This is a genomic window from Hyphomonas sp. UBA3195 (genome assembly GCF_002366485.1).
In the GTDB taxonomy this organism is placed as follows: domain Bacteria; phylum Pseudomonadota; class Alphaproteobacteria; order Caulobacterales; family Hyphomonadaceae; genus Hyphomonas.
In genome coordinates this window covers 88,689-112,520 of sequence record NZ_DEXB01000045.1, presented here as the reverse complement: position 1 = coordinate 112,520, position 23,832 = coordinate 88,689, and the positions used below count along the sequence as shown (strand labels likewise).

Genomic DNA, 23,832 nt, shown 5'->3' with positions numbered 1-23,832 from the left:
TCCAATGTGCTATTCCCGGTCTACGTAGGGTCAATTCGTGACGCCTGCGTCATTTTTAATGTTCTAGGCCAGTCTGCCTGTTACTGCAAGGCATGTCACCACGCGTTTTGCCGCAATTTGGTCAGGAAACGATGGTGTGTGAGGTCAGTCTTTTATATGCACATGATGATGAAATTGACCTACCGACTCGACAATGAGGCTCACACGCTCGCATTCGGCAATGCGATCGCCCCCTTGCTGAAACCGGGCGACGTGATTGCCTTGCATGGCGGACTGGGTGTCGGGAAGACGACATTTACGCGAGGGCTGGTCCGGGCGCTCATACCGGACATTCAGGAAGTGCCGAGCCCGACATATACTCTGGTCCAAGCCTACGAGGCTCCGGATTTTCCCGTCTGGCATTTTGACCTCTATCGGCTGGGATCGCCTGACGAAATGGCTGAGATTGGGTGGGACGAGACGCCGGAAGGCGTGGCGATTGTCGAGTGGCCGGAGAAAGCGGGAAAGCACCTTCCTGCGTGGCGGCTGGATATCGTCTTTGACTTTGAAGGCGAACATCGGCTCGTATCCCTGGAACCCCAAGGCGAAGATTGGCGGGCGCGCTGCAATGAATTTCAATTCTAATTCCCGCGACGCGCTGATCGCCGATTTTCTTGCGCGTCATGGATGGGGTGGTGCAGACCTCAAGCCATTGGGACAAGACGCATCCACGCGCCGGTATGTTCGGATGGTGCGCGCTGATGGTTCGGCGGCGATGCTGATGGATGCCCCACGCATCGAAGCCGACCCATGCCCACCGGATGCCGATGATGCCACGCGCAACGCGATGGGCTGGAATGCACAGACGCGTTTGGCGGCCTCTCGTGTCGACGCCTTCGTCCTGATTGCGCACCATCTCAGATTACTCGGTTTTGAGGCGCCGGAGATATTTGCGCATGATACTGAAGCCGGGTTGGCTATTCTGCAGGATTACGGCGACGGTAGGGAATTGGCTCGGCAGATCGAGCAGGATCCAGCTTTGGAAGTGCCCGCCTACATGCTGGCCGCTGGCATGTTGGCAAAACTTCATCAGCAACCGATCCCCGAAGCTGTGATCTATGGGTCCGAGCAATGGCCGATTCTCGATTTTGACCGCCTCGCATTGTCCTCGAATGCTGACCTGTATGCGGACTGGTTGCCAGTGGAGGCGGGTGGCGGTGCGCTGACTGGACTTGCCCGCGTTAGGTGGGAGTCCGAACGTGATGCCCTGATCGAACAGGCAATGTCGTTCCCGCGAGTGTTCACTCTGCGTGACTATCATGCAGAAAACCTGCTCTGGTTGGGCGACGACCGCATCGCGCTGCTCGATTTTCAGGACGCGGTGAAGGGCTGGGATGCGTGGGATATGGCCATGCTGACTCAGGACGCGCGACGGGACGTTTCGCATGAGGCGTCCGAAGCCGCGATCCGGCACTATCTCGACCAGACCGGCAAGACGCGCGAGGCCTTTGACGAGCGGCTCGCCGTGATTGGGGCTCTCAACGCGCTGCGTATTGCAGGTGTGTTCTCCCGGTTGCAGCATCGTGATGGCAAGGCCCGGTATGGCACATTCCAACCGCGCCAACTGAAACTTCTGGCCCGCAATCTGTCCCACCCCGCACTGGAGCCCATGGCGGCCTTCGTGCGGGAGACGACCCCCTTCGTGTTCAAGGAAAGCTGATGTCATCAAATATTCCGCATACGGCGATGGTGCTGGCCGCCGGGCTCGGTACCCGGATGCGGCCGCTGACGGACACATGTCCGAAGCCCCTGATAGAGGTTGGTGGCAAGCGTCTGATGGACCGGATGATCGACCCACTGATCGAAGCGGGCGTTCAGCGGATCGTCGTCAATGTCCATTGGCTCGCCGATCAGGTCGAGGATCATGTTTCGGGCATCAAGGGTGTGGACCTGATTGTGTCGGACGAACGTGGCGAAGTGCTTGAAACAGGCGGCGCGCTGGTGAAAGCCGCGCCAATGCTTGGCGATGATCCCGTCTTCGTGGTCAATACAGATGCGTTCTGGGGTAAGGGTGATCCGAGACCTTTCCTCGATCTGGCCAGCGCATTTGACCCAGCGCAGATGGACGAGATCCTCCTTCTCGCGGATACGCAGCGCAGCCTGGGATATGGGGGCGCCGGAGACTTTCTCCGTGCCGAGGATGGCAGCCTCAAGCGACGCGGCGAAAACCCGTCTGCCCCATGGGCCTATGCGGGAGTACGCATCCTCAAACCGCAAGCATTCTCAGGCCTCGCCGTGGAGCGCTTCTCGGTTGCTTGGCGAATTTGGGGGCCGCTTGTCGAATCCGGACGGCTGCATGGTCTGCCACTGGATGATTTCTGGCTGCATGTGGGCGATCCGGACGCCCTGAAAGATGCCGAAATGTGGTTGCGCTGCCATGGCGCGTGATCCTGCCCTGTTTGGCGTAGGCGCGCCAAAAGTCTGGTCCATCCCGCCGGGCGAAAACTTCCTGAAATGCCTCGCAGCGGAACTGGCTCGCGCGGTGGATTTGCAAACCATTCCGGATGCGTTGGCGGACGCCACCATTTATGTTCCAAACCGCCGGTCTGCGCGGGAATTGTCTGCCGCTCTTTTCCTCGCCGCGAACGAAACCCCGATCCTGTCGCCAGACATCCGGGCGATGGGCGATCTCGAAAGCGACGAGGCCCCGCCTGTCGCCGAGTTTTCAGTAACCGATTTGCCCCCAGCACTGGCGCCTGCCAAGCGGCTCGGAACATTGGCCTCTCTTGTGCAGGCCTATTATCGCGAGAGTTCCGGCATGGATGTTCCGCCATCGTCGGCGCTTGCAGCCGCGAACGAGCTGGCGCGATTGCTGGACCAGGCTCATCTCAGCCCCGGGGCTGACTGGAGTGGGCTGGCAGATCTGGCAAAAGACGCCGACCTTGCCCAGCATTGGGAGAACTCGGCCAAATTCCTCGAAATCATAACCGATGCCTGGCCGAAATGGCTTGAAGAGCAGGGCGTTACCGACCCCCTTCAACGGAGATTGCTGGCTGCGGAAGCGACCGCAGAGGCTTGGCTGGCGCATCCACCCGAGGCACCGGTCATCATTGCCGGCTCGACCGGGGCGACGCCTGCCGGGCGCGCGTTGATGAAAGCCGCGCTGCAATTGCCGATGGGGCTTATCGTTTTGCCCGGGCTCGATTCTGCCGCCTCGGAAGAGCATCGTGCCGGTATTCTTTCCGAGGTCGGACATCCGCAAAATACGTTGCTCAATACATTGGTCGCGCTCGAAATTGAGCCGGGGGCTGTGGCTGAATGGCCTGGCATCGAGATTGGCCCCAAGCGCGACGCGCGCCGTCGCATGATCATGGAGGCGCTCGCGCCCGCCGATGCCACAGCAGACTGGCGAGATACCCTCGACCAACTTTCCGCAACAGCTGGCACCGACGTGCCAAGTTTTGCAAGAGACGCGCTGGAAGGCCTGTCGCTCGTAGAGGCTGCGGACGAATCTGCTGAAGCAAGTGCCATCGCCCTGATGATGCGCGAGACATTGGAAGCCAAGGACCGGACGGCGGCCCTTGTCACGCCGGATGCTGGTTTGGCGCGCCGGGTTTCCGCCCTGCTGAAGCGTTGGGACATCAGTGTGCCGCCGTCGGCCGGTATTCCGGTTGGGCGGACAGCCGCCGGTAGCTTCGTGGGGCTCTGCGCGAAATGGGCGGTCGATCCGGGCGACCCGGTCCTGATCGTGGCGGTTCTAACGCATGAACTGGCCGCGCCAGTCGATGATCTCGCCGACTTTGAGCTTCATTTCCTGAGAGGTCCGCGACGATGGAAATCCCTTCAGGAACTGGTCGAGAGCATTCGCACTCGAGATATGATCGAGCCCTATCCGCAATTCGGGCCAGATGATCAGATTAGGGGGATCACGCTTGTGGAATCCCTGATTGCCCGGTTCGAGCATGCCGATGCGGACCTTAGCCAGATTGAAGAAGTAACCGGCGACGACGCAATTCAACGTATCGCAGCCTTGGCGGAATCGGTCAGCCAGACGCCGATGCCTTGGGCTGGGGAAGACGGCGCAGCCACGAGCCGCTTGCTTGAATTCGTGCGCGAGGTCTCTGAATCCCTGGGACCGATGCGACCGGCCGCGCTCGCCGATCTCGTCAATGCGCAGGCGTCCCAGATGACCGTCAGTTTTGGTGAAGCCGAGCATCCGCAACTCTCGATCTGGGGGCCGCTGGAAGCGCGACTTCAGTCTGCGGATCGGGTGATCCTTGCTGGACTCAATGAGGACGTTTGGCCAAAGCGCCCGGCGCCGGACGCGTTCCTGCCCCGGCATTTCCGTGCGCGCCTCGGCCTGGGTGATCCTGAAGAGCGCATGGGACTTGCCGCGCACGACTTTGCCCAGCTTGCCTGCGCGCCGGATGTCACTCTGGTTTACGCCTCACGGCGAAATGATGCACCGGCAGTCGCGTCGCGCTGGGTCTGGCGGCTCAAGACGCTCGCAGAAGGCGCGCTGGAGAATCAGGCTACAGATCATTTCACCCCCACGGCGTTTGATCCGATCAAGCTGGTGGAAGGTCTAAAGCTGAATCGGGTCAATGCATTTTCTGACTTTAGCGCCGAGCCGACTCCGTCCGCGCGCCCAGAAGGCTGGCCCGCGCGCTTGTCCGCCACACGCGTCGACCTGTTGCAGCGCGATCCATATGCGCTCTGGGCTGAACAGGTGCTGGGCCTCTCCTCAATCGATGCGCTGAATGATGAACTCGGCCCTGCGCCGCGTGGGACCGCAATTCATAGGGCGCTAGAGCTGTTCGAGGAAGACGGAAATCCGAAGACGGCCGAACACTTGATGGGCCTGCTCAGGCAGGAATTGCTGCGTGTGGGCGAACCTGGCGACGCATGGGCGGCGCGTGAGGCCGTGTGGCGGCGTACAGTAGATTGGTTCATGGTCTGGCGCAGTCAGCGAGATACGTCGGGCGGCAAGTTGAAGCAGGAAGTCAAGGGTTCCATTGAGTACAGCGTCGCCGGTCAGCCGTTCACTTTGTCGGCGACCGCTGACCGGATAGAGCAAACGGCCCGGGGCGATCTTGTCATTGTGGACTTCAAGACGGGCAGTCCGCCGCGCGACAAGGAAGTGGCCACAGGGCTTAGCCAGCAAATGCCTTTGCAGGCCCTCATCGCCCAGAAGGGTGGCTATGACGGGGTGCCAGCGGCACGGGTTGACCAGTTGCACTATGTGGCCTTCAAGGCGAAGCCCGATGCATTCAGCCTGGGGGGCAAGCACAACCTCCCGACAGAGCCCGCCGACATGGCAACCATGGCTGAAGATGGCCTGTTGCGCCTGATTGAGGCCTATCGCGAACCCAGCTCGAAATTCCTGTCTGCGCCGCGGGTGAAATTCGTGAAATACGACAATGGCTACAATCTCCTGGCCCGCCGTGCCGAGTGGGCAGGTGATACCGAAGACGGGGAGGGCGGGGATGCCTGACGTGAAGATGCCCATTACTCCGCCGGATACGGAAGACTACCGTCGTGCGAACACTGCCCAGCTCGTTTCGGCCGATCCGGCACGTCCGGTTTTCGTTATGGCCAATGCGGGCAGCGGCAAGACAAAAGTCCTGATTGATCGCGTCGCTCGCCTGTTGCTGCGCCGCGAAGATGGGCGCGTGGGCGCTGCTCCGGATTCGATCCTTTGCATAACTTACACAAAGGCCGCCGCAAACGAGATGCTGTCGCGTCTGTTTCGAACGCTCGGCAAATGGTCGATCATGCGCGACGACAAGTTGCGCGAGGAATTGTCCCGCCTGGAGGGGCGACCGAAAGATGCCTACAAGACAGATGACCTGAGAGCGGCCCGCGCACTCTTCGCTCGCGCGCTTGAAACACCGGGCGGCCTTCGGATCGAAACGATTCATGCGTTCTGTGCGCGCATCCTGCGACGCTTCCCGTTGGAGGCCGGCGTGCTACCCGGCTTCGCAGAGATTGAAGAAGATGAGGCTCAGGCAATTTGGCAATCCGTTCGTGCGCAAGCGGTGCTGAACGCAAGTGAGGTGGCTCCTGAAGCTTTGAACGTATTGGCGCTGGAAGGGGGGCATGATGGTGCGGACGTTGCGTTGAATGCCATGCGGTTCCAGATGAGCGTCTATCTTGATTTTGCTGAAACGCATGCATTCAATCAGGCTGCGATGCGTGCTGCTCTCATTGAGGGGCTGAACGCACCTCAGGCGAGCCCTGCAGAAATTCTCGAGCTGGAAATGGGCTCGCAGATGCCGGTTGGTGCACTGCGAGAGGCCCTCATCAGTCTTCGCGCCTCTGGTAAGCGTGATGATACCCGTACGGCCAATGCCGTAGAGGCGGCGCTTTACGAAGAAGACCCGGGCCGCCGGTGGGGCTGTTACAAGGGTGCCTTCTTCGGCGCTCAGGGCAACGCATACAAATCCCTTTACAATGCAGAGGCGGGTAAGGATGCCAATGTGGTCGCGCTGTTCGCGACCAAGGATGAAATTGGGTCAGAAGTGGCGCGCGTTGAGGCGCTCGCGGCGAAGTTGAAGCTGGCCGAGACCGTAGAGCGCACCTCCGCTCTGTTGGAAGTCGGGCTGGATGCGCTGGTCGCATACCAGGAAGAGAAGCGTCGTCGCGGCGCGCTCGATTTCGACGACCTTATCCGCAAGACACGTGACTTGCTCACCCGGACCGGCATGTCCGACTGGGTACTTTACAAACTGGACGGAGGAATCAGTCACATACTGCTCGATGAAGCACAGGATACCAGCCCAGAACAATGGCAGCTGATCAATGCGTTGACGGAAGAATTCACCGCGGGCATCGGCGCCGAACGCCAACAGGACCCGCGCACCTTGTTCGTGGTGGGGGATGAGAAACAGTCTATCTATTCCTTCCAGGGCGCAGAGCCTGCCCAGCTTCGTGCGCAGGAGCAGGCCTATATCCAGAAGGATCCGGCGGCCCTGTCCCAAACCATGGAAATGTCGTTCCGGTCATCGCCGGAAATTCTCGGCTTCGTCGACGCGGTCTGGAACTCGGCCCCGCCGGTCGACATTGCATCTGGCGCACAACCTCCGCTGACGGCGGATGAGGTCACACATACAGCTCGTCGCGCGAACCAGCCCGGCTTGGTAGAGCTCTGGCCGGTGGATGAGCATGACGAGGACGAAGACGCTGATGCGTGGTCACGACCCGTAAATGCGCTGCGTTCAAGTTCTCCAAAGGCGCAGCTTGCAAGCCGGCTTGCAAAACAGTTGAAAGCCATGGTGGATCGGGGCGAGACCGTATGGGAGGAATTGCCGACACGGGACTGGCAGCGCCGGGCCATGAAGCCTGAGGATATTCTGATCTTGGTGCGTAGCCGGACGGGTGGCCTCTTCGATGCAATGATTTCAGCGCTCAAGTCCGAAGGTCTCCCGGTTGCTGGGGCCGACCGGTTGAAGCTCACCGACCATATTGCAGTACAGGATTGTCTGAACTTGATGCGGTTTGCGCTCCTGCCAGAGCGTGATCTGACACTGGCGGAAATCCTGCGCGGGCCTTTCGTCGGACTGGTGGACGATGATCGGTATCTGTTCCGGCTTGCGAGCAAGCGCAGAAAGGGCGAGACGCTCTGGTCGCGCGTTCGCGCGAGTGACGATCCCGATGTGCAGGCTGCCGAAAGATTTTTGTCAGGCCTGCTGGAGCGTCGCCATGAGCCGCCATACGAATTTCTCTCGCGGGTGCTGGATGTGCCGGGGGCGGACGATTTGACGGGTTGGGACAAGATCAATGCACGGCTTGGTGCGCCGGCTCATGATCCTGTCGAGGCACTGCTTTCCCGCGCTCAAGGCTTTGATGCGACGGAGCCGTCTTCACTGCAGGCCTTCGTTGCAGAGATGGAGTCGAAGCTTGTCGAGATCAAGCGAGATCTCGCCGCGCCTGAAGGAAAGGTCAGGGTGATGACGGTGCATGGTGCCAAGGGGCTTCAGGCTCCGGTCGTCGTGCTGCCCGATACGACCGCTGGGCCGAAGTCTGTTTCATCGTCCATGTTCACCGTCAGCGACATGCCGATCTGGTCTCCCCGCAAGGACAGCGACATCCCCGCTGCAGAGCATGCGCGTGCTGTTGCGAACGCAAAATCCGAAGAAGAGTTTCGCCGGCTTCTCTATGTTGCGCTGACCCGCGCGCAGGACCGGTTGATCATTGCCGGTCATTGGCATGGTGCGCGCCCGCCCGGGTATCATGACCGGAGCTGGTATGCATTGTGTGGCGCGGCCATGAGCCGGTTTGCTGAAGAGGCTGATGAGGATGGCATCCGCAGGTTTGGACGGGTGCCTCCGAAAGACCGGGATGTATTCGAAGAATCCAAAGCGCATTCAGCGCTGCCAGACTGGGTGTTTACGCCACCCCGTCAGGCCGAACGCCAGCGCAGGTTCGGCGCGCCGTCCAGCCTGCTTGGCCGCAAGACACCGGTCCTTGCGCCTTTCAGCCAGACGCGGCAGGCGCGCCTGCGCCGCGGTAGAATCATTCATTCCTTGCTGGAATACTTGCCGGCGCTGGACCCTGCCGCGCGCCAGGCGGCCGCGGATAGGTACCTGTCCCGCCTATCCGACCTCACAGATTCTGATCGCCACGAAATGAACGCTGCGGTCTTTGGCATTCTGGACGCGCCAGACATGCAGCGTCTGTTCCGGCCCGGCGGGCGCGCGGAGGCTGCGATTGTCGGTTCGGCGCCTGAGCTGCCGGACGGGCTGATCATCAATGGCCGGGTCGACCGGCTGGTGGTGACGGATGACGAAGTGCTGATTGTCGATTTCAAGACCGATCAGCCTGCGCCTGACAGGCCGGACGGTGTAGCAGAAACGTATCGTGCCCAGATGGCGGCTTATTGGGCTGTTCTGAGGCGGGCCTATCCCGGACGGACGGTGCGCACGGCGCTTTGCTGGACTGACGGTCCACGCCTGATGTTCTTGCCTGAGGAGATGCTATTAGAAGCTCTAAAGGGTGCGCAGAGCCCGGTTTGACTTCCCAATAGAGTTCCTATGTATGTTCCAACTGAAACAGAAAGCATGAAGGAGCCACGCTATGGCTGCGGTGAATGTTACCGACGATGAATTTGACGGCCTGATCGGCGATTCCGATTTGCCGGTGGTTGTGGACTTCTGGGCTGAGTGGTGCGGCCCATGTAAGCAGATGTCGCCGCACATTGATGCGGTGTCCGAAGAGCTGGCAGGCCAGATCAAGGTCGCCAAGATCGACGTGGACGAGAACCCAATCGCGCCTTCGAAGTATGGAGTCCGGGGTATGCCAACTCTCATGATCTTCAAGGATGGCAAAGTTGCCGCGACGCACTTGGGCGCGATGAGCAAACAGGCCATCTCTGACTGGATCAAGCAAAGCGTCTAAAACGTCTTGCTAAGTAGATATTAAAAAAACGCCGGCAGCGATGTCGGCGTTTTTTTTATGCAGCTTGCGTGGTCAGGGCGATGAAGACGTCTTCAAGGTCAGGTGCTTCTGTAACCAGGTCGCCAATTCCGATTCCGTTTGAGCGTACAGTCTCCAGCAACCTGCCGATACCGGTTTCGCTTGACCGGAACGTAATGGCGAGATCGCCATCGGGGCGCAACACTGCATCCATATCCGACAGGGCAGCGGGCACGGTCGCAAGCGGTTCCTTCGGCGTAATCACCAGCGTCTTGTAGTCGAGGCGGGAAAGTAGTTGTGGGGTCGGCTCGCAAGCAACAATCTCACCATGGTTCACGATGGCGATTGAATCACACAGCTCCTCGGCCTCTTCCAGATAATGAGTCGTCAGGATGATTGTCGTGCCTTTGTCGTGAAGTTCCCGCACATAGGTCCACAGAGACCTGCGCAGTTCCACATCGACACCCGCTGTTGGCTCGTCGAGAATCAGGACGGGGGGATTGTGGACGAGGGCCTTGGCCACCATCAGGCGACGTTTCATGCCGCCCGACAATTGGCGCACATAGGCATCCTTCTTGTCATCGAGCCCGACGGCTGTGAGGATTTCAAGGCTGCGGCGCTCCGATTTCGGCACGCCGTAAAAACCAGCCATCAATTCAAGCATTTCCAAAGGCGTGAAGAAGGGATCGGCAACGATTTCCTGATTGACCACTCCGATGGCTGCCCGACTCTGGCGTGGATATTTGTCGATATCCAGCCCCCAAATGCTCGCCGAACCCGACGTCTTGTTCACAAGGCCAGCCAGAATGTTGATAAAGGTCGATTTTCCCGCACCGTTCGGACCAAGCAGTCCGAAGATAGAGCCACGCGGAATCTCCAGATTCAGGCCCTTTAGCGCATGCTTTTCGGGCATCTTGCCAGATGCGCGATAGATTTTGTTGAGGTCTTTGACTTCAATGGCGAAGTCAGGGGCAGGTTTGCTGGACGACATGTGGGGGCCTTTTCACTCTGTCCATTCGATCTTGCGCCGATGGGCGGTGCAATCTAGGTAGGACCATGTGGCACCGGTAACAACCATGCCGACGAAATTGCAGATGGAATTACAAGTCATGTCCACGAAACGCGATGTGTTCGACCCGCCGGAAATCTCAATGGTGACGAGCCATAGGGTCTCGTGCAATGGCGGCGGCGGCGCCCTCGGACATCCGCGCGTTTGGTACGAAATGGGCGACGAGGATTTCGTCGAGTGCAAATATTGTGACCGGCGATTCGTTCTGATCGGCGGCAAGCAAGACCCTTCACGGGCGCGATGATTGCGGCCGGATGATGTGTGAGGTGTCCGAATGCGCGTCCTGATAGCAGGCGGAGGCATTGGGGGCCTGACCGCCGCTCTGGCGCTCGATCATTTTGGGCACGAGGTTTTCGTTTTCGAACAGTCCAGCGTGCTGGATGAAGTCGGCGCGGGTATCCAACTCAGCCCCAATGGCATGCAGGTGCTCAATCAGCTGGGAGTATCCGCCCGCATTCTCAAGGATGCGTTCCGTCCCAAGGCTCTGGAAATGCGGATGGGCCGCAGCGGTCGTCGGCTGTTCGACATCCCGCTCCGCAAGTCGGCGATCAATCGCTGGGGCGCTGACTATCTCCATGTCCACCGGGCTGACCTGATCCAGGCTCTCTACGATGCACTGGTCGCACGCCGTCCGGAAGCAGTCAGTCTTGGCCGAAAAGTTGTTTCCTATCAGAAGGATGAGACTGGCGTTCGTGCGACATTGGACACCGGCGAAACTGTCGAGGGCGAGCTTCTTGTCGGCGCAGATGGAATTCATTCTGTCGTCCGGACTCAGATGCTCGGCACTGAAGCGCCCCGATATACTGGCATGACGGCTTGGCGGGCCATGTCCGCTGTCTCGGACCTGACCGAAACCCCGCCTCCAACGGCCACAGTCTGGACCGGATCTCGCAGACATGCGGTCACCTATCTGCTGAGAGGCGGCAGTCTCGCCAATTTCGTTGGCGTGGTGGAGCGCAAGGCGAAGCATCTGGAATCATGGACCGCTGAAGGATCGCGAGAGGATGCGCTCGCTGATTTCAAGGGATGGCACTCATCCGTCACCGGCATCATCGAACACGCGCCGGTGCTGCATCGCTGGGCGCTGTTTGACCGCGACGAGTTACCGCGCTGGTCCGACGGGCGCGCAGTATTGATGGGGGATGCCTGTCATCCGATGTTGCCTTTCCTTGCGCAGGGCGCCGTGATGGCCATTGAAGATGCCTATGTACTTGCAAGGGAAGTTTCGTCCGCGGCAGACCTGCCCGACGCTCTCAAGGCCTATGAGGCCTGCCGCAAACCGCGCACCAGCAAGGTTCAGGCGGGCGCGAGAGAGAATGCGAGCCTTTTCCATCGCAGTAATCCAGTAACCCAATTATCCACATACGGTCCCATGTGGATGGCCGGCCGCATGATGAAGGGCTTCATCCATTCGCGGAATGATTGGCTTTATGGGCACGACGTCACGCTGGGCTGAGTGGCGCACGGCTTGTCAGCTCGCTGGGAAGCGGGCATTCAGATGTTTCATTTGAAACAATATTCGGGTCCCTATGCTTTCAGTTCTCGACCTATTTCGCGTGGGGATTGGTCCTTCCAGTTCCCACACAGTTGGGCCCATCCGGATTGCGGCGCGTTTCTCTGACGGACTTGCGAAGGCGGGCAATCTCTCACAAGTTCAGCGGATCGAGGTGGAGCTTCAGGGCTCCTTGGCGCTGACGGGGGAGGGGCATGCTACGCCGAAGGCGGTTCTACTTGGGCTCGCCGGGTTTGCACCAGAGACTTTGGATCCGGACGCGGCAGATGCGGCCGTCTCTGAGATCAACTCCAGCCACAATCTCTCCTTGGCCGGAACGCACCAGATCACGTTTGATCCGGATAAGGATATCGTATTCGCATATGGAATTATCCCCAGCCTGCATCCCAACGGCATGCGGTTAAGGGCGTTCGACGCATCGGGTGAAATTTTGTCCGACGAGACGTGGTATTCAACAGGCGGGGGATTCATTGCCTCCCAGCGCCAACTTGAAAAGCCGCTTGAAGACGATCTCATCCAGACTCAAGTCGACGTGCCTTACCCTTATTCGTCTGCCGCTGAGCTAATCACGATGTGTTCGCAGAACGACCTCACGATTGAACATCTCGTCCTGGCCAACGAGGATTCCCTGCGGCCTCGGTCTGAAACGTTTGAAGCGCTCGACCGTATCTCTGACGTTATGGCGAAATGCATTGAGCGGGGCCTGTCACAGACGGGAACCCTACCGGGCAAGCTAAATGTCAAACGTCGCGCTGCATCGCTCTGGGCGAAGCTCGCGAATGATCATGGCTCAAACGAGCGCGAGCAATTGTTTGACTGGCTCAATGTGTATGCCATGGCGGTGAATGAGGAAAACGCATCGGGGGGCCAGGTGGTCACCGCGCCAACAAATGGCGCCGCTGGTATTATCCCTTCCGTGATCCGCCATTATTGCAGTGGTACAGACGATGCGCGTGACCGTACGCGTAAATTCCTGCTTACCGCGGGCGCGATTGGCATTCTCTACAAGCAGCGCGCCTCAATCTCGGGTGCCGAGATGGGATGTCAGGGTGAAGTCGGCGTGGCTTGTTCCATGGCGGCTGGCGGCCTCGCTGCCGTTTGGGGCGCAGTTCCACAACAGGTGTCCAACGCAGCGGAAATCGGTATGGAGCACAATCTCGGCCTGACATGTGACCCGGTTGGCGGGCTTGTCCAGATACCTTGCATCGAACGCAATGCCATCGGAGCGGTGAAAGCCGTCAATGCGGCGCGGCTCGCCTTGCATTCAACCGGGCATTCGCATGTCTCCCTGGATCAGGTCATTGAAACAATGCGGCAGACCGGGCTCGACATGTCCACGAAATACAAGGAAACCAGTCAGGGCGGATTAGCCGTCAACGTCGTGGAGTGCTGATGACGCAAGTCAACAATCTCGGATCGCTACTGGACAGCCTGCGGGAGCAGACATCGGGAGAGAAGGTCACCGTTGGGGCCATGCTTGATGCGGTCGGTCGACGTTCTTACGGACCACTATTACTGCTTCTGGGTTTTGTGTCGATCAGCCCGTTGACCATCATTCCGGGCGCAAACTGGCTCGTCGCCCTGATCATTCTCATAATCGCGGGTCAAATCGTCCTGGGCCTGAAATATCCATGGGTACCGCGGCGCATTCTGGATTTCGAGTTTCCGCGATCGGCGCTGATCCTGGGCGTGGAACAGGCGCATCCTTATGTTTGCCAGGTCGACCGATTCCTGAAACCGCGACTCGCATTCCTGACCGACCCGCCCTTTGTGCAGCTCGTGGCGTTGATTTGTATCGCGGCGGCGCTCGTCTCGTTTCCGCTCGGCCTCATTCCTTTCGGGCCGGTCTTGCCAGGTTTGACGGTGCTCCTGTTCGGGCTGGCGCTAACCGCGCGCGATGGATTTGTGCTGATTCTTGCGGCGCTGGGTCTTGTTGGCAGCTGCTATCTCGTCATCCGGCTCTGGGAACGTCTGATCGGCTGATCGGTCCTGATCAGGCGGAGAATTCAGTCTTCTGAAGACGGTCCGTGATTGAGTTCGGCCAGGGCAGAGCGAACCAATATGAATGTGATCAGCGCCCAAAGGCTCAGAAACAGGGTCCCCGCCCCAAGCTTGTCCCAGCGAATATGGCGATAGATGACGGCCTTGGAGGGGCTTTTCGGATTAATCCAAACGGATAGGGGCTCATTCCGAGACTTGTGCCGACTCAGTTGGCGATTGAGCTGGTGATAATAGGATTCCCGAACGCCCAAGGTTTCATCAAAGAAGGTACGACGAGAGACATGAGTCTCGTTGTCCCAGACATAGCTATACTCGGTTCGCAGTCGATATTGCCGGTTTCGATTCTGGACATGGCTGGACAGGATGACGGCCGGACGCGCCTCCCAGTTCTGTGCTGCGATGGTCAGGCCGACAGGTTTGAGAACCGAGTAGGTGATGAAGGGGGCGATCACGCAAAACCCGGTTGCAACGATCCAAAGGACGATCGTTCCGCCAATCGGCCGCGTTCCATCTTTTTCCACCATACATGAACTCCCTTTCGGGTGTGTAGCATTTGTAGAAGAAGACTTGGAAGTCTGCGACCCGTGGATGGGCTACGTCACGTATAGGATTTTTCGGGAAGGGAAGGTGGCTCCGCGAGTAGGACTCGAACCTACGACCGGGCGATTAACAGTCGCCTGCTCTACCAACTGAGCTATCGCGGAACAGCCGGAGACGGGTGAATAGCAGACCCGAATACCCGTTCAAGCCCCCACATGCTGCGAAGTCATAAAAACTTGCAGATTCCGCAAAAAAAAAGGCGGGAGACAAGCTCCCGCCGAGGCGTTGGGTGATGGTGGGTGTCTCCAAGAGAAGACAGGTACACAATCCCTCAAATTGGTTAACGGGCTGTAAACGGTTTGCAAATGTGTGAGGGAAAATTTGCCGGATCGCGTTTACGACTCCGAAATCATGGGCGTCGGGGTGCTGGCGCACCTGTTGGGGCGCGCTGGTCAGGCGTGTGGCGGATAGGAGTGGTCATTTGAAAGTCTGGAGGCTCCGGCCGGAATCGAACCGGCGTACACGGATTTGCAATCCGCTGCGTAACCACTCCGCCACAGAGCCGTCCCAGAAGGCGCGTCACTTAGCAACGAACTTCGTAGCTTGCAATCTGTCCTTTTCATGCGGCGTGCGTTTATCGCGCATTGCGCCCCCGAAAACCCATGTTAAAGGGCAGGGAAACCGCGCTATAACAAAGCCCGAGAGGGAATCGAGATGAATTACGACAAAGCCCGTGAGATCATGGTCGACACGCAAGTGCGCCCGAATGATGTCTCTGACCCGCATATCGTCTCGGCTTTCTTGAAAACGCCTCGCGAAGCCTTTGTGCCGACATCGCGCAAATCGGTTGCCTATTCTGAACTGGAAATCGAGACGTCCGTGGGCCGTGCCCTCTGGACGCCGCGCGATACGGGAAAATTGGTCAAGCTGGCCGACATCAAACCATCCGACATTGTGCTCGTGATTGGTGCTGGCTCTGGCTACGAGGTGGCGCTTATCAGTCATTTGGCCGAAACCGTTATCGCGCTCGACGATACCGATGCGCGCGTGGACGCCATGTCAGAGCGCTTTGCAGCGCTTGGGATCGATCAGGCGGTTGCCGTCGAAGGTGATCTCGCTGCAGGATTGCCTGACCAGGCGCCTTTCGACGTTATCTATGTCTGCGGCATGGTCGAAACACTTCCAGAAGCCTGGACTTCGCAGTTGGCTGAGGGCGGTCGACTGGCCGTCGTGACGCTCGAGCGGGAAGGGCTTGGACGCGGCAAGGTTTACACGCGCGCAGGCGACACAGTATCGGCCCGCGAAGGATTCGATGCTTTTCCACCAAAATTCCCTGCATTCGACCGCAAGAAGTCATTTGTCTTCTGACAAGCGACAGGCCGCGACAATTTGTTAAGACTCCAGAAAAGTGAACAGTGTTCACTAATGCTGTCAGAACCCTTATATTAGGGATCAAGCATATAAGGGGCTCAGTCGGTCTGGGCCTCAAGGAGCGCCGCATGAATTTCCACCGATCCCTCTCTGTCAGCCTTTTTGCCCTCGGCCTGACCGGGATGACCGCAGCACAAGCAGACACACTCGCCGACGCCATCAATGCAGCGCTCGCAACCAATCCGGGGCTGCAATCTCAGCGAGTTGAGACAGATATTGCTCGTGAGAGTGTGGAGCAGGCCCGCTCACAGGGGCGTACCACGGTCGATCTGTCTGGGAGTGCTGGCTACCAGTACACAGATTCAAACGCAGCTTTTGCGTCGCTCTCCGGCACGAATGGCGACCGTCCGATTGCCAGCGCCCAGATTCAGGCTGCCAAACCCATTTATACCGGAGGACGTATCAATGCCGGTATCCGTCAGGCAAAGGCCGGCGTGGACGCCGCTGAATCGCAATATGATGCCGCCGTCCAGGATCTCATCCTTCAGGTCATAACGGCCTATGTCGATGTGCGCAGCGACCTCGAAACCGTTTCGATTCGCGAAAACAATGTCGAAGTGACCGGTGAGCAGGTTCGTGCGGCGTCTGACCGGTTCGACGTGGGCGTGGTGACGCGGACCGATGTTTCGTTGTCTCAAGCTCGCCTCGAAGGCGCGCGCGCCGCTCTGGCCGGCGCCGAAGCAGTTCTCGAAGCAGATATTGCAAATTATCAGTTCCTCACCGGTCTTGCGCCGGACGATCTCGCGCCGCCGCCGCCGCTGCCGCCCCTTCCGGCCTCGCTGGACGAAGCAGTCCAGATCGCGCTCGACACGAATCCGGACCTGATCGCCGCCCGCCATGCTGAACGTGCGGCTCGCGAGGCAATTGACGTTGCCCGCGGTCAGTACAAGCCTCAGATCAGCATCGTGGGCACTGCGGCGCGCCAGGAAACCTATAATGACTTCACTCAGCGCGATTCGAGCGTCTCAGCTGTGGCGCAAGGCACCATCCCGCTGCTTTCAGGCGGCCTGATCAAAAGCCAGGTGAAATCGGCCAAGCTGCAGCGCGCTCAGGCGCAGCGCCAGATCGACACGCTTCAGCGCAGCATTCGCGCTCAAATCGCACAATCCTGGTTCGCTTATGAAGCTTCCTTGCGCTCCATCTCGGCCTCCGAACGTCAGGTCGACGCAGCCCAGATCGCCTATGACGGCGCCACGGAAGAACTGGCCGTGGGCATTCGCACCACGCTGGATGTGTTGGACCAGGAACAGCAATTGTTCGAAGCCCGGCTTGCCCTCGTGCAGGCCGAGCGGGACTCCTATGTCGCCGCTCACAATCTCCTGCGCGCGACCGGACAATTGTCTCCGAACATGCTGGTTCTGGATGGCGCGGGCTGAGACTCGCGTTAACGACGATAAACGGTTGTTAACACAATCCCCGTAGCGGTTAATGCATAGGGATTCGCACTGCACCAAATATCAAGGGGCTGGCCATGGCCAATGAAGCACACAAAGAACCGACGATGGAGGAAATCCTCGCGTCGATTCGCAAGATCATCTCAGATGATGACACGGCTCCACAGGCGGAAGAATCGGCGCACGCCGAAGAGACTTCCGCGCCTGTCGAGGCTGAAGCCTCATTCGATGAGGATGATCTGCACGATATTGATGACGTCATGTTCGAGGACGAACCGGCAGCGGACGAGGCTTCTGCCGAAGAGGTCGTGGCTGACGAAGACGCCTTTGAAGTAGAATTCGAGCAATTCGACTCCAGCGCCGACGAAGTCAGCGAGCCGCCAAGCTTCGAAGAAATGCTTGGCGCGGCGCGCGCTGTCGTGGCGGCCCCCAAGGCCGAAGAGGCTGAGGAAGTCGTAGAAGAAGTGTTTCCCGAAGCGCTCGTTGAAGAAGTCGCTCCGGAGCCCGAACCAGAGCTTGAACCAGAACCCGCTGCCCCCGAACCGGTGGCTGCATCCGTATCCGTGGAGGAAGACATGGCGGCTACCGCACGTTATCAGCAAACCATCCTGACCGACGACCAGACTGCCGATGTGGCCGCTGGTGCACTTGGCAAACTCATTTCCAAAATGGACATGGGCGGCGACAATACGATCGAGGGCCTCGTGCGCGAGATGCTCAAGCCGATGATGAAGGACTGGCTCGATGCCAACCTGGCAAAGATCGTCGAGGAAAAGGTCGAGGCCGAAGTACAGCGCATTGCCCGCATGGCGCGCTAGCCTCTCCTGACAAATACGTTATAGGGAAGGGCGCGCCGTCACTGGCGCGCCTTTTCTTTTACATGGAATACGCCTGAAACGATGCTCGATCAAAGATTTGACCCCGCCGAAGCCGAACCCCGCCTGTACAAGGCCTGGGAAGAAAACGGATGCTTCAAGCCCTCCGGCGACACGTCTGCACAAGCCTATTCCATCGTAATACCACCGCCCAACGTCACCGGCGTCCTGCATATGGGCCACGCCTTGAACAATACGTTGCAGGATGTCCTGATCCGGTTCGAGCGCATGCGCGGCAAGAATGTGTTGTGGCAGCCGGGCACCGACCATGCCGGCATCGCAACGCAGATGGTGGTCGAGCGCCAGATGGCCCAGTCCGGTGACAATGTCACCCGCCGCGACATGGGTCGCGAGGCCTTTGTCGATCGCGTGTGGAACTGGAAAGAGGAATCCGGCGGTGCCATTGTCGGCCAGCTGAAACGTCTCGGCGCGTCGTGCGACTGGTCAAAGGAAGCCTTCACGATGGGCGACCGCAACGATCCCGACAACAGCATGATGCGCGCGGTGACGAAGGTCTTTGTCGAGCTCCACAAGAAGGGCCTGATCTATCGCGACAAGCGGCTCGTGAACTGGGACCCACACTTTCAGACTGCGATCTCGGATCTTGAAGTCGACCAGCGCGAAGTGCCGGGCCATTACTGGCATCTACGCTACCCGCTCGCGGACGGCGTCACCTATCTGCATCCGGTCAAGGATGAAGACGGCAATGTCACCGAACAGGAAATGCGCGACTACATTGTCGTCGCCACGTCCCGTCCGGAAACCATGCTTGGCGATACCGGCGTCGCTGTGCACCCGGAAGACCCGCGCTATGCAGGCCTGATTGGCAAGTTTGTCGAACTGCCGATTGTCGGCCGTCGTATACCGATCATTGCGGATGAGTATGCCGACCCGGACAAGGGCTCTGGCGCCGTGAAGATCACCCCCGCGCATGATTTCAACGATTTCGAAGTCGGCAAGCGCGCGGGCCACACACCGCTGAACATCCTGAATGCGACCGCGCATATCGTGGACGGCGAAGAGGCTGACACGGCCGGCATTCCGGCTGAGTATCGCGGCTTGGGTCGCTTTGACGCACGCCGGAAAGTTGTCTCGGCTTTCGAGGAAGCTGAACTCCTGCAGGAAATCGAGAACCTCAAGATTGAGCAGCCTTTTGGCGACCGCTCAAACGTCGTCATCGAACCGTGGATGACGGACCAATGGTATGTCGACGCCAAGACGATGGCCAAGCCTGCCATCGCCGCGGTGAAAGAGGGCAAGACCAAATTCGTCCCGGAGAACTGGGAAAAGACCTATTACAACTGGATGGAAAACATTCAGCCCTGGTGCGTCTCCCGCCAACTCTGGTGGGGACACCGGATTCCGGCCTGGTATGACGAAGATGGAAATGCCTACGTTGCGTCCACCGAAGCGGAAGCTCAAGCGCAAGCCGGCAAAGGCAAGAAGCTTGTTCAAGATGAAGACGTTCTCGACACCTGGTTCTCTTCCGCCCTCTGGCCGTTTTCCACACAGGGCTGGCCGGACAAGACGGTCGATCTCGACACCTTCTTCCCGACCGCGACGCTTGTTACCGCGTTCGACATCATCTTCTTCTGGGTCGCCAGGATGATGATGATGAGCCTCGAATTCATGGGGGAAGTTCCGTTCAAGGACGTCTACATCCACGCGCTCGTGCTCGACGAGAAGGGCCAGAAAATGTCCAAGTCCAAGGGCAATGCCATGGACCCGCTGGAACTGGTCGACGAATACGGTGCCGACGCGCTGCGCTTCACGATGGGCCGCATGGCCGGGCAGGGGCGCAACATCCGGCTCTCCAAACAGGCCGTCGAAGGCAATCGCAACTTCGCCACCAAGCTCTGGAATGCGGCCCGCTTTGCCGAGATGAATGAGTGCGGCGCGCCTGGCGAGATCGACTATGCCAGGGTCGAAAGCCCGGTGAACCGCTGGATCCTGTCCGAACTCTCCCAATGCGCGGCAGAAGTCAGCAAGGGCATTGAGGACTACAAATTCAACGAAGCTGCGGGCGCGCTCTACAAATTCATCTGGAACACGCTCTGCGACTGGTATCTCGAACTGATCAAGCCGCTGCTGGCAGGCATGGACGATGCCGCCAAGCAGGAAACCCGAATGGTCTGCGGCTATGTGCTGGATGAATCGCTGAAGCTGCTCCATCCCTTCATGCCGTTCGTGACGGAAGAGTTGTGGGAGCGCCGCGCTGAGGGCCGCGCAGAGGCCAAGGGCTTCCTGATGCACCAGTCCTGGCCATCGACTGAGCCGTTCACGGATGAGGCTGCCGCTGAAGAGATCAACTGGGTGATCGACATGATTACCGAGCTGCGCTCGCTCCGGAACGATCTCGGTGTCCCGGCGGGCTCCAAGCTGCCGCTGACCCTGGTCAATGCCGGCGCGGAAATCGAAAACCGCGCGATGAGCCATGAGGACGTCCTGAAGCGCCTTGCGCGCCTTGAAGACATCTCGATGACGGATGCGACCCCCGAAGGTGCGGTGACTGCGGTCATCGGCGAGACCATGTCTGCGCTTTCGGTGGCCGACATTGTCGACATCGACGAGGCCCGCAATCGGCTCGACAAGGAGCTGGCCCAACTCGACAAGGACATCAAATCCACCGAGGGCAAGCTTTCAAACGAAAAATTCGTTTCGCGCGCCCCGCCAGAGATTGTTGAAGAGAATCGTGAGCGGATCCGTGACTGGTCCGCGCGCAGGGAAAAGCTGAAAGCTGCTCGCAAGGGGCTTGAAGGTCTCTGACCAATGCGGGCATCCTGTTTCAGCATGAACAGGAGTTGCTCTCATGAATTTCCGCAAACTGGTGATCGCGTCGGCGGTCCTCCTCGGCGCGTGCGCTGCGACCCCGGACCCTGGGCCCACCATGACCGAGTGGCGGCTGGTGATCCATGGCGGTGCAGGCGTGATCACCCGCGAAGGCATGAGCCCGGAAAAGGAAGCGGCTTACACCGCAGCGCTCGAGACTGCGTTGGAAGCTGGCGCAGCCGTGCTCCGAAACGGTGGTAGCGCGCTGGATGCGGTCGAGGCGGCTGTCATCCCGATGGAAGACGATCCGCTCTTCAATTCCGGCCACGGCGCCGTGTTCACCGCGGCGGGTACTCATGAACTCGACGCATCAATCATGGACGGCCGCGACCGCAATGCCGGCGCCGTCGCTGGCGTCACCCGCGTACGCAACCCGATCAAGGCGGCGCGCGCCGTGATGGACAAGTCCGAACATGTCATGTTCGCCGGATCGGGGGCCGACGCTTTTGCTGAAGCGCAGGGGCTCGACATGGTCGACAATTCCTATTTCGACACGGACCGGCGCAGGCAGTCTCTGGAGCGCGTGCTCGAAGAGCGCGTTCGGACCGCCGCCGATCGTCATGGCACCGTCGGCGCGGTCGCGATCGATCAGGACGGCAATCTTGCCGCGGCGACGACGACCGGCGGCATGACAGCCAAGGCAGCGGGCCGGATCGGGGACTCGCCGCTGATTGGCGCAGCGACCTATGCCGAGAACGGCGTTTGCGCCGTGTCTGCAACTGGACACGGCGAATATTTCATCCGCGTGGGCGTGGCAAAGACCATTTGCGACAGAGTGAAACTTGCTGACGACGAAATCGAACCGGCTGCAACATCCACGCTCGCGGAAGTCGCGGAATTGGGCGGCGATGGCGGCGTCATTGTGGTGAATGGGGATGGCGGATATGCCTTCGTCTTCAACTCCGAAGGCATGTATCGTGGGGTCGTGGATGCTTCAGGGGCAAGAACTGCCATCTATGGCGGCGAATAGTCCCTTTTCCGCAACAGGATTGCGCGCTAGGGGCATTGCAGAACACACAGGATAGGACCGTCATGAGCAAGACTTGGGACAAATCGAAAATGCCCTCCCGCCACGTTACACAAGGGCCGGAGCGCGCGCCGCATCGCAGCTATCTCTACGCCATGGGCCTGTCGACCAAGGACATCCAGAAGCCCCTCGTTGGCGTTGCGTCCTGTTGGAACGAGGCCGCGCCCTGCAACACCGCGCTGATGCGTCAGGCACATGCGGCTTCCGAAGGCGTCAAGAAGGGCGACGGCACTCCGCGCGAATTCTGCACCATCACAGTGACCGATGGCATCGCGATGGGGCATGAGGGCATGCGGTCTTCGTTGGTCAGCCGCGACACGATTGCGGACTCTGTCGAACTGTCCATGCGTGGCCATTCCTATGATGCGCTGGTCGGCATTGCCGGCTGTGACAAATCCCTGCCGGGCATGATGATGGCCATGCTGCGCCTCAACGTGCCCAGCGTCTTCCTCTATGGCGGATCGATCCTGCCGGGCTCTTATGAGGGCCGCGATGTCACCGTGCTTGACGTGTTCGAGGCCGTGGGCGCGCATGCCGCTGGCTCGAACGAGATGACCGCCGAGAAACTTCACGCGCTGGAAAAGGTCGCCTGTCCTGGCGACGGGGCGTGCGGCGGCCAGTTCACGGCGAACACGATGGCCTGCGTCTCTGAGGCCATCGGCCTCGCCTTGCCGCTCTCCTCGGCGCTGCCAGCGCCTTACACCGACCGTGACGGCTATGCCGTGGCCAGTGGTGAAGTGGTGATGCAACTGGTCGAGAAGAATCTGCGCCCGCGCGACATCTGCACGCGGGAAGCCTTCGAGAATGCGGCCATCGTCGTCGCCGCGACCGGCGGCTCGACCAATGCGGCGCTTCATCTGCCAGCCATGGCGCATGAGTGCGGCGTTCAGTTCGATCTCGAAGACGTCGCGAAGATCTTCCAGAGGACGCCTTACATCGCGAACCTCAAACCCGGTGGCGACTATGTTGCCAAGGATTTCGGCGAAGCAGGCGGCGTGCCCATGCTGATGAAGACGCTGCACGAATCCGGCCTGATCAATGGCGACTGCCTGACCGTCACCGGACAGACCTGGGCAGAATACCTCGAAGACATCGAGTGGGACCCGAACCAGAAGGTCATCTATCCGGCAACCAATCCGATCTCGCCAACCGGCGGTGTCGTTGGCCTGTGGGGATCGCTCGCCCCCGATGGCGCCATCGTGAAAGTGGCCGGACTGCACACGCTGCAATTCTCCGGGCCGGTGCGCGTCTTTGACGGCGAGGAAGCCTGTTTCAAAGCCGTGTCCAACCGCGACTACAAGGAAGGCGAAGTTCTCGTCATCCGATACGAAGGCCCCAAGGGTGGCCCCGGTATGCGGGAGATGCTGTCGACCACTGCCGCGATCTACGGTCAGGGCATGGGTGACAAGGTGGCCCTGATTACTGATGGTCGCTTCTCCGGCGCAACGCGTGGCTTCTGCATTGGTCATGTCGGCCCTGAAGCGCAGGAAGGCGGCCCCATCGGCCTGCTGAAGGATGGCGACATCGTCACGATCGATGCCGAAAAAGGCACGATTGATGTCCGCCTGACGCCTGCTGAGCTGGAAGACCGCAAGCGTCAGTGGAAGCCGCGTATTACGGCCTATGGCTCCGGTGCGCTGCAAAAATTTGCCGCGCTGGTCGGCCCTGCACACAAGGGCGCGACGACCCATCCGGGCTTCGCGGGTGAGCGGCACGTCTACGCCGATATCTGATACAGGTTTTACCTGTCACGGAATCCA

18 protein-coding genes and 2 tRNA genes are annotated in these 23,832 nt (G+C 59.6%); 16 read left to right on the top strand and 4 right to left on the bottom strand.

From position 1 onward, the window contains the following. Positions 1-165 precede the first annotated feature (165 nt). The 6 genes from tsaE (at position 166) to trxA (ending at position 9,375) form a co-directional block, all read left to right on the top strand. Positions 166-624 carry a tRNA (adenosine(37)-N6)-threonylcarbamoyltransferase complex ATPase subunit type 1 TsaE gene (tsaE, locus tag B2344_RS13700; RefSeq protein WP_290479329.1) on the top strand — a complete coding sequence of 153 codons (459 nt, stop codon included), beginning with the start codon at positions 166-168 and terminating at the stop codon, positions 622-624. Then, the gene (locus B2344_RS13695; RefSeq protein WP_290485405.1) at positions 608-1,699 is read left to right on the top strand and encodes an aminoglycoside phosphotransferase family protein; all 1,092 of its coding nucleotides are present in this window, start codon (positions 608-610) and stop codon (positions 1,697-1,699) included. The genes tsaE and B2344_RS13695 overlap by 17 nt, the downstream gene beginning before the upstream one ends. After that, positions 1,699-2,427, top strand: coding sequence for a nucleotidyltransferase family protein (locus B2344_RS13690; protein WP_242517520.1), 729 nt, complete (start codon positions 1,699-1,701; stop codon positions 2,425-2,427). The genes B2344_RS13695 and B2344_RS13690 overlap by 1 nt, the downstream gene beginning before the upstream one ends. Beyond that, positions 2,417-5,473, top strand: coding sequence for a double-strand break repair protein AddB (gene addB / locus B2344_RS13685; protein WP_290485404.1), 3,057 nt, complete (start codon positions 2,417-2,419; stop codon positions 5,471-5,473). Before B2344_RS13690 ends, addB begins: the two co-directional genes overlap by 11 nt. Next, positions 5,466-8,993, top strand: coding sequence for a double-strand break repair helicase AddA (addA, locus tag B2344_RS13680; protein ID WP_290483437.1), 3,528 nt, complete (start codon positions 5,466-5,468; stop codon positions 8,991-8,993). Before addB ends, addA begins: the two co-directional genes overlap by 8 nt. Before the next feature lie 61 nt (positions 8,994-9,054). Continuing rightward, a complete protein-coding gene (trxA, locus tag B2344_RS13675; RefSeq protein ID WP_034813468.1) occupies positions 9,055-9,375 on the top strand; it encodes a thioredoxin in 321 nt (106 codons plus the stop codon). Between the two features lie 55 nt (positions 9,376-9,430). Here the strand turns inward: trxA and B2344_RS13670 are convergent, their stop codons facing one another. After that, entirely contained in the window at positions 9,431-10,384 is a 954-nt protein-coding gene (locus tag B2344_RS13670) for an ABC transporter ATP-binding protein (protein ID WP_206992976.1), read from the bottom strand. 118 nt (positions 10,385-10,502) lie between these two features. Here B2344_RS13670 and B2344_RS13665 point away from each other — a divergent pair, with 118 nt between their 5' ends. The 4 genes from B2344_RS13665 (at position 10,503) to B2344_RS13650 (ending at position 13,958) form a co-directional block, all read left to right on the top strand. After that, the gene (locus B2344_RS13665; RefSeq protein ID WP_034813464.1) at positions 10,503-10,706 is read left to right on the top strand and encodes a zinc-finger domain-containing protein; all 204 of its coding nucleotides are present in this window, start codon (positions 10,503-10,505) and stop codon (positions 10,704-10,706) included. A gap of 30 nt (positions 10,707-10,736) precedes the next feature. Then, entirely contained in the window at positions 10,737-11,918 is a 1,182-nt protein-coding gene (locus B2344_RS13660; RefSeq protein ID WP_290485402.1) for an FAD-dependent monooxygenase, read from the top strand. A gap of 73 nt (positions 11,919-11,991) precedes the next feature. Continuing rightward, entirely contained in the window at positions 11,992-13,368 is a 1,377-nt protein-coding gene (locus B2344_RS13655) for an L-serine ammonia-lyase (protein WP_206992978.1), read from the top strand. After that, the gene (locus tag B2344_RS13650) at positions 13,368-13,958 is read left to right on the top strand and encodes an exopolysaccharide biosynthesis protein (RefSeq protein WP_206992979.1); all 591 of its coding nucleotides are present in this window, start codon (positions 13,368-13,370) and stop codon (positions 13,956-13,958) included. Before B2344_RS13655 ends, B2344_RS13650 begins: the two co-directional genes overlap by 1 nt. A gap of 23 nt (positions 13,959-13,981) precedes the next feature. Here B2344_RS13650 and B2344_RS13645 read toward each other — a convergent pair whose 3' ends face one another. The 3 genes from B2344_RS13645 to B2344_RS13635 all read right to left on the bottom strand — a co-directional run bounded on the left by B2344_RS13645 (position 13,982) and on the right by B2344_RS13635 (position 15,080). Next, positions 13,982-14,500, bottom strand: a complete 519-nt coding sequence (locus tag B2344_RS13645) for a DUF3592 domain-containing protein (protein ID WP_290483439.1) — start codon at positions 14,498-14,500, stop codon at positions 13,982-13,984. Between the two features lie 104 nt (positions 14,501-14,604). Then, positions 14,605-14,680 (bottom strand) — tRNA-Asn (locus B2344_RS13640). A gap of 326 nt (positions 14,681-15,006) precedes the next feature. Further along, positions 15,007-15,080 (bottom strand) — tRNA-Cys (locus B2344_RS13635). Positions 15,081-15,230: 150 nt separating this feature from the next. Here B2344_RS13635 and B2344_RS13630 point away from each other — a divergent pair. From B2344_RS13630 to ilvD, 6 genes are all read left to right on the top strand, one after another. Beyond that, positions 15,231-15,884, top strand: a complete 654-nt coding sequence (locus B2344_RS13630; RefSeq protein WP_206992981.1) for a protein-L-isoaspartate O-methyltransferase family protein — start codon at positions 15,231-15,233, stop codon at positions 15,882-15,884. A 131-nt stretch (positions 15,885-16,015) separates the two neighbouring features. Then, positions 16,016-17,323: a TolC family outer membrane protein gene (locus B2344_RS13625; RefSeq protein WP_290483440.1), complete on the top strand. Its 1,308-nt coding sequence runs from the start codon at positions 16,016-16,018 to the stop codon at positions 17,321-17,323. Positions 17,324-17,418: 95 nt separating this feature from the next. Beyond that, entirely contained in the window at positions 17,419-18,159 is a 741-nt protein-coding gene (locus B2344_RS13620; protein WP_206992983.1) for a DUF2497 domain-containing protein, read from the top strand. Between the two features lie 81 nt (positions 18,160-18,240). Then, positions 18,241-20,982 carry a valine--tRNA ligase gene (locus tag B2344_RS13615; protein ID WP_290485401.1) on the top strand — a complete coding sequence of 914 codons (2,742 nt, stop codon included), beginning with the start codon at positions 18,241-18,243 and terminating at the stop codon, positions 20,980-20,982. Between the two features lie 43 nt (positions 20,983-21,025). Further along, complete coding sequence (locus B2344_RS13610) at positions 21,026-22,015, top strand: isoaspartyl peptidase/L-asparaginase family protein (RefSeq protein WP_290485400.1); 990 nt, start codon at positions 21,026-21,028, stop codon at positions 22,013-22,015. Between the two features lie 62 nt (positions 22,016-22,077). Then, positions 22,078-23,805, top strand: a complete 1,728-nt coding sequence (gene ilvD, locus B2344_RS13605; protein WP_290485399.1) for a dihydroxy-acid dehydratase — start codon at positions 22,078-22,080, stop codon at positions 23,803-23,805. Positions 23,806-23,832: the final 27 nt, after the last annotated feature.